Origin of the sequence: Legionella septentrionalis (genome assembly GCF_003989745.1) — a bacterium.
Taxonomy (GTDB): domain Bacteria; phylum Pseudomonadota; class Gammaproteobacteria; order Legionellales; family Legionellaceae; genus Legionella_A; species Legionella_A septentrionalis.
Window position 1 is genome coordinate 21,316 of record NZ_RZGS01000027.1, and the last position, 12,387, is coordinate 33,702.

Below are 12,387 nucleotides of genomic sequence, written 5' to 3' on the forward strand. Positions count from 1 at the left end.
GAAAAGCATGGATTGCTGAACCTAACGCTTTTAAACCCCCTTGGGCGGTTTAATAATAAAAAATGCTTAATTAAGAAGAGGGTCGGGAATGCTAAAGAGGTTGAACATCTGCAAATTTGTCGTCTTACTGCTTACATCGGTTATTGCACACCCGGTGTTTGCCGCTGCGGATAACTGGCAGATGAATATGTATAAAGGGGTAACACCCTTGAGTCATGATATGTACAATTTGCATATGATTGCTATCGTGATTTGTGCCATCATCGGCGTCGTTGTATTTGGGGTGATGTTTTACGCTTTGCTCCACCACCGTAAATCGCGCGGCTACATCCCGGCTACTTTCCATGACAATACCCGTCTGGAAATTGTCTGGACCATTATCCCCTTTTTAATTTTAATTGGTTTGGCTATACCTGCTACGAAAGTGTTATTGAAACTTGAAGATAATACGGATTCAGATGTCACCATTAAAATTGTTGGCTATCAGTGGAAATGGCAGTATCAATATCTGGATCAAGGCATCAGTTTTTTTAGCAATCTGTCTACCCCATTTGCGCAAATTCAGAACGAACAGCCCAAGGGACAATGGTATTTGCTGGAAGTTGATAAACCTCTGGTTGTTCCAGTTCACAAAAAGATCCGTTTTCTGGTCACTTCAAATGATGTCATTCATTCTTGGTGGGTCCCTGAGCTGGGAGTAAAACGCGATGCCATTCCGGGTTTTATGCATGAAGCCTGGGCACGTATTGAAAAACCCGGTATCTATCGCGGCCAGTGTGCCGAGCTTTGCGGCATAAATCACGCTTACATGCCCATCGTCGTACAGGCAGTCAGTGATGAAGAATTTACCCAGTGGGTCAATCAGCAAACCAAAGCATCTGATCCTTATGCTGCCGACGGTGGCAAAACTGTCGAGCAAAAAATGATGACCCGTGCCGAGTTAATGACCATGGGTAAAGAAAAGTATGACGCCGTTTGCGCTGCATGCCATAAAGCCGACGGGAAAGGCTTGCCGCCTATGTTCCCAGCGTTAAAAGGCAGTTCGGTAGCCGTGGGCAGACCCATCGCAAGGCATATCGGCATTGTACTGAATGGCGTTCCGGGTACTGCGATGCAAGCCTATAAAGATCAATTAACCGACGAGGAAATTGCAGCCATTGTCACTTACGAACGCAATGCCTGGGAAAATAATACCAATGACTTGGTGCAACCGGCTGATGTTGCGAAAACAAGACAAGGTGAGAATCAACAACCCACAATGGTGAAAAAAGCTCAAGCTGGAGGTTTACAATGAGCCAAGTAATAGTCCATGAAGCAGATCATGAACACCACGGTCCAGAACAAGGCCGGGGAGTCATCGGCTTTGTAAAACGCTGGTTATTTACAACCAACCATAAAGACATAGGAACCTTATATTTGTGGCTTTCCATGATAAGCTTTTTTGTGGGCGGCGGCATGGCTTTGATCATACGTGCTGAATTATTTCAGCCGGGTCATTTATTCGTTGATCCTAACTTTTTTAACCAAATGACCACCCTGCATGGCTTAATCATGTTATTTGGCGTCGTTATGCCTGCATTCACTGGCTTGGCAAACTGGCAAATTCCGATGATGATTGGCGCCCCCGATATGGCGCTGCCGCGCTTGAACAACTGGAGCTTCTGGATTCTGCCCTTTGCATTCGCCCTGTTGGCTTCAACGATGTTTCACAGCGGTGGTGGCCCAAACTTCGGCTGGACCATGTATGCGCCACTGTCCACAAAATTTGCGCCACCCAGTACGGATTTTATGATTTTTTCCGTGCACATGATGGGGCTTTCTTCAATTATGGGGTCGATTAACATCATTGCCACCATATTGAATATGCGCGCACCCGGCATGACATTGATGAAAATGCCGATGTTCGCCTGGACCTGGCTTATTACTGCCTTTTTGTTGATTGCCATTATGCCCGTGCTGGCTGGAGCCGTAACCATGATGCTGGCTGATCGTCATTTTGGCACCAGCTTTTTTGAAGCAGCTGGGGGCGGTGACCCCATTTTATTCCAACACATTTTCTGGTTCTTCGGTCACCCGGAAGTGTATGTATTGGTTTTACCGGCTTTTGGCGTCATCTCGGAAATCATTCCAACCTTCAGCCGCAAGCCATTGTTTGGCTATCATTTTATGGTTTATGCAACCGTAAGCATCGCCCTTTTATCCTTTATCGTATGGGCGCATCACATGTTCACCACTGGCATTGCATTAGGTGCGGAATTATTTTTCATGTATGCAACGATGCTGATTGCTGTCCCCACGGGAATTAAGGTATTCAACTGGGTAAGCACCATGTTCAAAGGTGCCATGACCTTTGAAACGCCCATGCTGTTTGCCATCGCCTTTGTATTCTTGTTTACCATTGGCGGTTTCACCGGCTTGATGCTTGCTCTGGTGCCGGCAGATTATCAATACCAGGATACTTATTTCGTGGTGGGGCATTTTCATTATGTGCTGGTGCCTGGGGTTATATTCTCCCTGTTAGCTGCTATCTACTATTGGCTACCCAAGTGGACCGGGCACATGTACAGTGAGCGCCTGGGCAAATGGCACTTCTGGTTATCCGTTATTTCCGTGAATGTGCTGTTTTTCCCAATGCACTTCCTGGGATTGGCAGGCATGCCACGCCGCATTCCTGATTATGCCTTGCAGTTCACCAATTTTAATATGATTGCAACGGTGGGCGCATTTATCTTTGGATTTTCGCAGTTAATATTCTTGTATAACGTGATTCAAACTGTGCGCGGACGTGGCAGAAAAGTGGATGCCAAGGTATGGGAAGGAGCACATGGTCTTGAGTGGACTTTATCTTCTCCACCCCCATACCACAGTTTTACGGTACCACCCGAGATCCATTGAGTTTGACTATGGCAGTAAAAAGTCACAATAAATTGTTGATAACATTAGTTGCGGTTGTGTTGGGCATGTTCGGTTTCGGATTTGCCCTGGTGCCAATTTATAACAGCTTGTGCAAGGCATTAAACATTAACGGCAAAACCAACCCTGAAGCTCTGGCTTATGATGCAAACACCAAAATAAGCCATGACCGCGACGTGCTGGTGCAATTTGTAGCAACCAATAACAGCGGCGTGCCATGGGCATTTTATCCCAAGGTGCAACAGATAAAAGTTCACCCGGGAGAAATTGCGAAGCTCGCATTTTATGCGGAAAATAAAACCCCCCACCGCATGACAGTGCAAGCCATTCCCAGCGTTACCCCCGGTATTGCTGCAAAATATCTAAAAAAAACGGAATGTTTTTGCTTTACGCAACAAACCCTGAATGGGCATGAAGCAATGGATATGCCTTTGCTTTTTCACATAGACAGCGATTTACCGGCCAAGATAAAAACAATTACCTTGGCGTATACTTTATTTGACGTAACTGATCGCGCGAAGCGATAGAAAAACAGGAGAAACAACCATTATGGGAGACCATGGTACATATTATGTCCCTAAACCAAGTTATTGGCCCTTGGTAGGTTCAATCGGTTTAACAACCATGTTAGTGGGTGCCGGTTGCTGGTTGCATGATAATTGGTATGGGCCTTATATCTTTTTTCTAGGCTTGCTCATCGTGGTATTTATGATGTTTGGCTGGTTTGGCCAAGTCATTTATGAGAATGAAAAAGGTCTTTACGATTTACAAGTGGACCGCTCCTTCCGTTGGGCAATGAGCTGGTTTATTTTTTCCGAAGTCTGCTTTTTTGCGGCATTTTTCGGTGCTTTGTTTTTTGCCCGTTTCTGGTCTGTGCCGTTACTGGGCGGGGAAATGCACCCCATTACGCATATCACCCTCTGGTCAGATTTCAAAGCCACATGGCCATTGTTAGTTAATCCCAACAACCAAATGTATGTAGGCGCTCACGAAGGCATGGGAGCTTGGGGCCTGGCAGCGCTTAATACCTTAATCCTTTTAACTTCCGGCGCAACCATTACCTGGGCGCACTGGGCTTTAAAACTCAACAAACGCCGCCAATTGGAAATCGGGCTAATTTGCACCATTGCCTTGGGGCTCATCTTCTTATTCCTGCAAGCATATGAATACCATGAAGCTTATACGGAAATGAACCTGACCCTGGATGCTGGGATTTATGGCACTACCTTTTTTATGCTCACCGGCTTCCATGGTTTACACGTTACCGTGGGAACCATCATGTTGATCGTAATTCTTGCCCGCTCCTTACGCGGTCATTTTACGCCAGAGCGTCATTTTGCCTTCGAAGCAGCCGCTTGGTATTGGCACTTTGTAGACGTTGTCTGGTTGTTCCTGTTCGTATTTGTATACTGGTTGTAAAACCGAACCTGTTCCCTGCCTTTAGCAGGGAACGCTGCTAACGCCCCTTTAGGCATTTTCCTGCGCCTTAAGCCCAGTCACGCCCGCCCTGGCTGCTTATCAAAATTTAGGCATGCCACTGCCTGAGTGGAAGTTTATGATTTAAGCTGCTCTTTTAATGCAAGTAATTCATCACGTATCATGGCCGCTTGCTCAAATTCCATATTCTTGGCATGTGCATACATCTTTTTCTCCAAACTTTGTATGCGGCTCATCAACTCATCCGGCGGCAGCACTGCGTAAGCAGCTTTTTTCTCGGCTACCCGGCTACGGTGCGGATTTAAATGGGGGCGCTCCATGATGTCCGTCACCGATTTACGGATCCCTTGCGGCGTAATCCCATGTTCAAGATTAAATGCAGTTTGCTTATCGCGGCGGCGCTCAGTTTCATCCAAAGCCCGTTGCATGGAGCCTGTCATGCGATCCGCATAAAGGATGGCTTTTCCATTCACATTTCTTGCCGCCCGACCTATGGTTTGAATTAAAGAACGATCGGAACGTAAAAAACCTTCCTTGTCCGCGTCCAAGATGGCTACCAAAGAAACTTCAGGCATATCTAAACCTTCGCGCAGCAAGTTAATACCAACCAGCACGTCAAACTCGCCCAACCTTAAATCACGGATAATCTCCACGCGCTCTACGGTATCGATATCGGCATGCAAATAACGAACGCGGATACCATGCTCATGCAAATATTCCGTCAAATCTTCTGCCATGCGCTTCGTCAACGTGGTTACCAGAACCCGTTCTCCCGATACAACTACTCTGCGGATCTCGGACAATAAATCATCCACTTGATTGGTTACCGGGCGAATTTCCACCTGCGGGTCGACCAAACCCGTGGGACGCACCACTTGCTCTGCCACATTATCCGCTTGTTCTTGTTCATAGGGACCGGGGGTGGCTGAGATGTAAATGGTTTGCGGGGAGCGTTCAATGAATTCTTCAAAACGCATGGGCCGATTATCCAGTGCCGAAGGCAGCCTGAATCCATATTCGACCAAAGTTTCCTTGCGGGCGCGATCACCACGGTACATTCCCCCAATTTGCGGAATGGTGACGTGCGATTCATCGATGATTAATAATGCATCTCTTGGCAAATAATCAAATAGAGTGGGGGGCGGTTCACCGGTTTGCCGGCCGGATAAATACCGTGAATAATTTTCAATTCCTGAGCAATATCCCAATTCCAGCATCATTTCCACATCAAAATTGGTGCGCTGCTCCAGGCGTTGTGCTTCAAGCAAGCGATTTTGCGCAGTTAATTCCGCAATACGCTCTTTAAGTTCTTCCTTAACTTGATCTATCGTTTGCAGAATGCGCTCCCGCGGCGTGACATAATGAGTTTTTGGGAAAATGGTGACGCGTGGTAAACGTTGCAATACTTCGCCAGTAAGAGGGTCAAATGTGGCAATATTTTCCACTTCATCGTCAAATAACCCGATGCGTACCGCATCTTTTTCTGCATCCGCGGGGAAAATATCGATGACATCGCCATGCACGCGAAATTGTCCGCGGCTTAGCGATTGCTGGCTGCGTACATATTGCATCTCGGCAAGCCGCCTTAATATTTTGCGTTGATTACATTGTTCTTTGCGCGACAGATGTAATACCATACGCAAGTAAGAATCGGGATCACCCAAGCCGTAAATAGCGGATACCGTGGCGACGATGATGGCATCTTTGCGCTCAATCAAAGCTTTGGTCGCAGAGAGGCGCATTTGCTCGATGTGTTCATTTATGGAAGCGTCTTTTTCAATAAATGTGTCAGAAGAAGGCACGTATGCTTCCGGCTGATAATAATCATAGTAAGAGACAAAATACTCCACCGCGTTATCGGGGAAAAACGTTTTAAACTCCCCGTATAATTGCGCCGCCAAAGTTTTATTGGGTGCCATGATTAACGTCGGCCTTTGGATGGCTTGGATCACGTGCGCGATGGTGAACGTTTTTCCTGAACCGGTCACGCCTAGCAATGTTTGGCGGGCCAGGCCGGAATGTATGCCATCGACCAATGAAGCGATGGCCGCTGGTTGATCGCCGGCTGGTTGGAAATTTGAATGAATTTTAAATGCTTTTTTCATAACGCGAACTATAACATGAATTTTTATGGATGATCGCCTCAGCACTTCAGGATTCAAAATTTACTCAATGAAAGAATACAATCGAGAACTGTTGAAAATGGCTACATCTTATCGAGTTTAAAATAAGTATAGACTAGGAGTTTATAATGAATATTGCGCTCGCTGATCGCATCAAGCAAGTCAAACCATCCCCTACCCTGGCGGTAGCCGCCAAAGCCGCGCAAATGCAGGCGCAGGGACTGGATGTTATCGGCCTTGGTACAGGCGAACCCGACTTTGACACGCCGCGCCATATCAAAGATGCTGCAATGGCAGCGATTGAAGCCGGTTTTACCAAATACACTGCCGTGGATGGCATTCCTGAACTCAAACAAGCCATACAAGCCAAATTTAAACGCGACAACGGCCTTGATTATCAACTTAATCAAATCTTAGTCTCAGTGGGCGGCAAACAAAGTATTTATAATTTATGTCAAGCACTCATCAATGAAGGCGATGAAGTCATCATTCCGGCCCCTTACTGGGTTTCTTACCCCGACATCGTTTTACTGGCAGGCGGCAAGCCCGTCATCATTGCCACCACCCCCGCCCAGCATTACAAAATTAATGCCGAACAACTGGAAAAAGCCATTACTGCAAAGACAAAATTGCTGTTTATTAACAGCCCGTCCAACCCCTCAGGAATTGCATATACTTATGCAGAATTAAAAGCATTAGCCGAGGTGCTGAAACGGCATCCGCAAATATTAATTGCTACGGATGACATGTATGAACACATCATTTGGTCACAACCGTTTGTTAATATTTTAAACGCATGCCCTGAATTATATGAACGCACGATCGTATTAAACGGCGTCTCCAAGGCTTATGCCATGACCGGCTGGCGCATCGGTTATGCAGGCGGCCCCGCCCCGCTGATTTCAGCCATGAAAACGGTGCAATCCCAATCAACATCTAACCCCTGCTCCATTGCCCAGCGTGCAGCTACCGCAGCGCTCAATGGCGGAGAGGAAACCGTGCATGAGATGGTCAGAGCCTTTCGCGAGCGTCACGATTATGTAGCGCAGCGCCTGCGCGATATTCCAGGCATTGAAGTAATTCCCGCCGATGGCACTTTTTATATCTTCCCAAGCGTACAACAAATCATCGAGCGCCGCGGTTTTGCCAATGATATTGAATTTGCCGATCGTTTATTAAATGATGTAGGCGTGGCCTTAGTCCCAGGCTCCGCTTTCGGCAACGAAGGCTGCATCCGCATTTCTTTCGCCACCAGCATGCAAATTCTGCGCGACGCCATGGACAGATTGCAGCGCTTCGCAGAACAATAATCTGCTATAAATATTTAGTTAGAACCCTTGACCCGCAAGCGGAATCCATTTAAGATTCCGCTTCAATTCCCCGGTAGCTCAGTCGGTAGAGCGGATGACTGTTAATCATTAGGTCGGCGGTTCGAGCCCGTCCCGGGGAGCCACACCACATAAGGGTTGTGGCGTCATAGCTCGAAATTATCAAACTCAAATTTTCAAAAACGTTCCTCTAAACGTTCCTGAAAGTATCTATACAATCACTTTCTTGAGCGAATCCAATGTATTTCTATCAACATGAATAAACTCATGCAAGTCATTATGGAAGTTTTTAAAGTGTTGCTCCTCACTTTCAATATCCTGAAGGAATATTTGAATATTTATCAATTAAACTGATAATCCGACCTTTTTCTAAACCAATATCTTTGGCAGCCTGAAAAAAGCCACTTGCTCTAGGGCGTGTTTTTAAAGTTTTTCAAAAAGTTAAAGATTTGATAAAAAGGCTCCATCGTAAAAATGGAGTAACTGAATGTCACGATTTGTCATTGATGATGCGATGTGGAATAAACTAGAACAATTATTGCCAACCCCCAAAGGCCGTCATGGTGAAAATGATCGATTATTTATCGAGCAGTTGCTGGATCATCAGGACTGGCGCGCCAAGGTTGATTCTTTTGGATTACCTTTGAGTTTTATTTTAACACCAGGACAAGACAGTAAGATTAAAACAGCAAAAGACTTGCTGGGTGATGAACTATCAGAGTATTTATTAGCCGATAAGGCCTATGATGGCAACGAATTTCGCGAAGAGTTAACAAATAGAGGAATCACCGCCGTCATCCCATCCAAAAAGAATCGCATCATCCCTATAGAGCATGATCCATATATACACAGAGCGTAATTATGTTGAGCGTTATTTTAATCGAGTCAAAAGCTTTAGGAGAATTGCTACCCGTTATGACAAAACAGCAGCCATGTTTCTAGGAGCGCTAACGGTAGTAAGTATTATAGTGTGGCTGAAACTTTAAAAACACGCCCTAGATTTATTTTGTTTAAATTCTTCAGGATATAATACCAAGGGATAACATGAGTGAGTATGATCAACATAAAGGAAACCATATTGGTCATTTTTCATTGGTACCGGATAGAACTCTAAAAAGTAATTGTCATTATTGTATAGCTCATACATGAAAGGGGTATCTGAAGTCACCGCTGAAACAAAATTATCAATTTCTTGTAAAGTTTGGCTAGAAGCTTCATTATTAGCCCTAATATTAATGAAATAGTGCAAAAATCCCAAAGCTATTATTGTTCTATAACAAACAGTATTCGGAAACTTTGGACAACTGGCAAAATTATCTGCGTATTCAAAAACTCTATATTTTTCCATGGTTCTTCCTTGAATGATTTATACTCATATATTAGTTCAAAAATTTAGCAAAGCCCAGAGCGAGGATAAAATTAAAGGCGGCATACAATCTTAACCATATGATAAATAAAAGTGTTTTTTTGTACGTCACTATTATCACGATTGTCACTTATAACCAGGATGGATAATTTTACTTAGTAGTGCTCAATCAAATACATAACAAGTTAAACGCAAACGCTGCGCAAAATTTCTTCGCCATGATTAATAAGCAATGAAATATGTCCTTCCTGATCCAAAACTTTTAGTGTGGCGTTAGGGATTAATTTCGCATAAAGATTGGCATGAGCTAAGGGGGCTTGTTTATCTAATCTACCTTGCCAAATAATGACCGGACATTTTATATTGCTTGGATCAAACCCCCAAGGCTTAAGGGTTAATTGAATTTCTTGAGATACGCCTGTAATACCACCTTTAAAAGCCTCTAATGATGATTGGATAAATAAATCACCAGCTTCTGGGTTACCTTAAAATACGCTGATCTACCTCCGACATTTTACTTGTCATTTTTTTCAGTATTCCCGGTTTTTTCAGCATCATAGACATAAGCTTTACCATGGCGGTAGCAAGTGGGGGAGCTGCTCTAATCATATTATTTATAAACCGCTGTCCTCGCTCTAGGCTTGCAGTAGCCTCAGGTATTTCAAACGGTGCCATACCTGAGACAATTGCTATTTTATTTAGCCGATGAGGTATTTTGTACCCACATCCTGCAACAAAAGGAGCACCGCCAGAGTGACCTATAATAGAAAATTTATGAATATTTAAGTAATCGGCAAGAGCTTCAACATCATCAGCCCATGAAAGAATAGTGCGCGTTGGATGTTTAGAAGATAAACCCATTCCCGGTCTATCAATACCAATTAATCGATAATGATTTAAACATGCACTATTTTGCCAATGCCCAGCTTCAAGTCTAGAACCTGGAAGTCCATGAAAATAAAAAACCACCTCCCCTTTTGGATCGCCAAATTCAGCATATCCAAGTGTTCTTCCATCGTTTAACGGAATAGTAGACTTAGTAGAGCAAATTTTAGTATTGATAATAATTACCCAGGTAAATAGTGCCCTATTGGTGTTTCCATCAGTAGGGCAAGATGATCACGATAGCTTACGTTCAGCAAAAATTGTCATAGCTGCTACCAAATAATCAACCAAATCAGGGTGATATTTATTATAAAATAATCGAAAATCTGGATGGTCTAAGTACATTTTTCCAAGTCCTAAATAGGTTTCCTTTGTTGGTGTCCAAAAATTATTAACCCAATCGTAATGCTCCTGAATTAATGCTTGTACCTCATTGGAGTCTGACTTAAGTCCCTGTTTTAATGCATTGGTTAGTTCAAGATTGAGTTTTTCACCCGAATTTTTAAATTGCTCCCAATTTGATTTTTTCCAGTGAGAAACACGTGCCCAACTATCATCGATTTGTTTTTGTGAGATAACACCTGTGTCGAGCATATACTTTTCGTGTTCTTGTTGTTTGATGGGATCGAAGCCATCATACATTTCTGCGTCACGCATGATTATTTTTCCTCTTAAGTGTGAAATGGTTTTATCAATCGTCTTGATGAGCGTTGCCGTTCGTTCAAGACTAGATTCCAAAGCGGATTTATGCCTTATTAATGATTCTATTTTATCAAAATCATCACTACTCATAATCCGTTGGATATCATTTAGAGGAAAACCAAGCTCACGAAAAAATAAAATCTGCTGTAACATAAGCAACTGCTCTTCGTTGTAATAACGATATTGATTGTCACCATAGTAAGCAGGCTTTAACAAAGCAATTTCATCATAGAAGCGCAGCGTGCGTGTACTGACCCCTGAAAGCCTAGCCAATTGATTAATCGTGTATGCCATTTTGATCTCTTCTAACTGACAAGACACACGATAAGCGTTGACGTAACGGTAAGGTCAATAGATAAAATTACTTTTTTTAAATCAGTTAAAGCGATCATTGTAATTGCTTCGGAATAAGTTGATCTAAATGACGGATATCCTTTGGTTTGTTTGACCTCAAACTTTTTGAGCACTGCGTTGTTGGATCTGTTTGTTGAATAAAGTGAATTAAATCCATTGTTATTACCGTACTACCAAGTCCGCCAGCTTCGTCTTGATCAACATGATTAACGATTGCGGTAATCACAACATTATTACATTAATCTTACCGCGAATTAGTGGACACCACTCTCTGAAATTACCCTGCACATTCGAACTCAAATGGCGCCTTATAGTCAAGGGCAGAATGCATTCTTTGCTGATTAAAATAGCCCTCAATGTATTGAAATACGCTAAGCTTAGCTTGTTCCCTCGTTTGATAGCCCTAGTTGTGAATTAACTCCACTTTTAGCGTATGAAAAAAACTTTCAGCAATCGCATTATCCCAGCAGTTCCCTTTTCTACTCATACTGCCAATAAGCCGATTCTGCTTGAGTAATTGTTGATATTGGAGTGAACAATATTGGCTGCCGCGATCAGAATGAACGATAACCTCTTTAGGAAATTTACGCCTAAATAAAGCCATGGAGAGCGCGTCACATACTAAATTTTTTTTCATGCGCTTATCCATAGACCAACCTATTACAGCACGCGAGTATAAATCGATTACTACTGCAAGGTATAGCCATCCTTCCTGGGTACGAATATAGGTAATATCGCACGCCCATTTTTGATTGATAGCGGTGGATGAAAAATCACGCCCTAAATGATTTTTATAGATAGGTAGATTATGCTCAGAGTCCGTAGTGACTTTAAATTTCTTTTTAGCAAGCGCTGCCAACCCCATTGCCTGCATTCTTCTTGCAACTCGAGTGTGGCTACAGGGTTCATTTTGGCTTTGTAATACACGAGTGATCCTGGGGACCACATACCGTTTTTTATGTTGGTTATAAATAGACTTAATCTTTGAATCCAGCTCCTTATTAGCCAATTGCCTCTTACTCTCAGGTCTTTTTACAAAGGAATAGTATCCACTGCGGCTAACATCAAATAACGCGCACATTATGGCTACAGAAAATTGATTGCTAAATTCTTTGATAAAACCGTACTTCACTCGAGTTCCCTTGCGAAGTACGCCGCGGCAAATTCAATCGATCATTGCAACACCTCGCTCAATTTATCCGCCGGAGCTAGAAAGTTCAATGTTTTCCGCGGTCTTTCATTTAATTCTCTGGCAATTTTATCCAAATCAAATTGAGAG

Annotated in this window: 12 protein-coding genes, 1 tRNA gene and 1 pseudogene; 8 read left to right on the plus strand and 6 right to left on the minus strand. The window is 43.5% G+C overall.

Annotation, left to right across the window (positions count from 1 at the left end; translation table 11 throughout):
- The first annotated feature begins 88 nt into the window (after positions 1 to 88).
- From coxB to ELY11_RS09060, 4 genes are read left to right on the plus strand one after another with little or no spacing between them, the layout of a single operon-like run.
- Positions 89 to 1,294, plus strand: a complete 1,206-nt coding sequence (gene coxB, locus ELY11_RS09045; protein WP_127033180.1) for a cytochrome c oxidase subunit II — start codon at positions 89 to 91, stop codon at positions 1,292 to 1,294.
- Positions 1,291 to 2,895 (plus strand): cytochrome c oxidase subunit I, encoded by a 1,605-nt coding sequence (gene ctaD / locus ELY11_RS09050; RefSeq protein ID WP_126954526.1) that lies wholly within the window; start codon positions 1,291 to 1,293, stop codon positions 2,893 to 2,895. Before coxB ends, ctaD begins: the two co-directional genes overlap by 4 nt.
- An 8-nt stretch (positions 2,896 to 2,903) precedes the next feature.
- Positions 2,904 to 3,440, plus strand: a complete 537-nt coding sequence (locus ELY11_RS09055; RefSeq protein WP_126954527.1) for a cytochrome c oxidase assembly protein — start codon at positions 2,904 to 2,906, stop codon at positions 3,438 to 3,440.
- A 22-nt stretch (positions 3,441 to 3,462) separates the two neighbouring features.
- On the plus strand, positions 3,463 to 4,332 hold the full coding sequence (locus ELY11_RS09060; RefSeq protein ID WP_126954528.1) for a cytochrome c oxidase subunit 3: 870 nt from the start codon (positions 3,463 to 3,465) through the stop codon (positions 4,330 to 4,332).
- 134 nt (positions 4,333 to 4,466) lie between these two features.
- Here the strand turns inward: ELY11_RS09060 and uvrB are convergent, their stop codons facing one another.
- On the minus strand, positions 4,467 to 6,455 hold the full coding sequence (gene uvrB, locus ELY11_RS09065) for an excinuclease ABC subunit UvrB (RefSeq protein ID WP_127033182.1): 1,989 nt from the start codon (positions 6,453 to 6,455) through the stop codon (positions 4,467 to 4,469).
- Between the two features lie 146 nt (positions 6,456 to 6,601).
- Here uvrB and ELY11_RS09070 point away from each other — a divergent pair, with 146 nt between their 5' ends.
- The 4 genes from ELY11_RS09070 (at position 6,602) to ELY11_RS12810 (ending at position 8,787) form a co-directional block, all read left to right on the plus strand.
- Positions 6,602 to 7,783, plus strand: coding sequence for a pyridoxal phosphate-dependent aminotransferase (locus ELY11_RS09070; protein WP_127033184.1), 1,182 nt, complete (start codon positions 6,602 to 6,604; stop codon positions 7,781 to 7,783).
- 67 nt (positions 7,784 to 7,850) lie between these two features.
- Positions 7,851 to 7,926 (plus strand) — tRNA-Asn (locus tag ELY11_RS09075).
- A gap of 362 nt (positions 7,927 to 8,288) precedes the next feature.
- Positions 8,289 to 8,660, plus strand: a complete 372-nt coding sequence (locus tag ELY11_RS09080; protein ID WP_127033186.1) for a transposase — start codon at positions 8,289 to 8,291, stop codon at positions 8,658 to 8,660.
- Positions 8,635 to 8,787 (plus strand): transposase, encoded by a 153-nt coding sequence (locus tag ELY11_RS12810; RefSeq protein WP_127033188.1) that lies wholly within the window; start codon positions 8,635 to 8,637, stop codon positions 8,785 to 8,787. Before ELY11_RS09080 ends, ELY11_RS12810 begins: the two co-directional genes overlap by 26 nt.
- On the opposite strand, the gene ELY11_RS09090 is transcribed toward ELY11_RS12810, so the two are convergent.
- The 5 genes and pseudogenes from ELY11_RS09090 to ELY11_RS09115 form a co-directional block, all read right to left on the minus strand.
- Complete coding sequence (locus tag ELY11_RS09090; RefSeq protein WP_127033190.1) at positions 8,784 to 9,149, minus strand: hypothetical protein; 366 nt, start codon at positions 9,147 to 9,149, stop codon at positions 8,784 to 8,786. The genes ELY11_RS12810 and ELY11_RS09090 overlap by 4 nt on opposite strands.
- Before the next feature lie 498 nt (positions 9,150 to 9,647).
- Positions 9,648 to 10,136: an alpha/beta fold hydrolase gene (locus tag ELY11_RS09100; protein WP_158615188.1), complete on the minus strand. Its 489-nt coding sequence runs from the start codon at positions 10,134 to 10,136 to the stop codon at positions 9,648 to 9,650.
- A 150-nt stretch (positions 10,137 to 10,286) separates the two neighbouring features.
- Positions 10,287 to 11,048: a MerR family transcriptional regulator gene (locus ELY11_RS09105; RefSeq protein ID WP_127033193.1), complete on the minus strand. Its 762-nt coding sequence runs from the start codon at positions 11,046 to 11,048 to the stop codon at positions 10,287 to 10,289.
- A gap of 337 nt (positions 11,049 to 11,385) precedes the next feature.
- Positions 11,386 to 11,496 (minus strand): annotated as a pseudogene (locus ELY11_RS12815) (IS3 family transposase); the annotation flags it as partial.
- Positions 11,497 to 11,511: 15 nt separating this feature from the next.
- Complete coding sequence (locus ELY11_RS09115) at positions 11,512 to 12,273, minus strand: IS3 family transposase (protein WP_127033195.1); 762 nt, start codon at positions 12,271 to 12,273, stop codon at positions 11,512 to 11,514.
- Between the last annotated feature and the right edge of the window lie 114 nt (positions 12,274 to 12,387).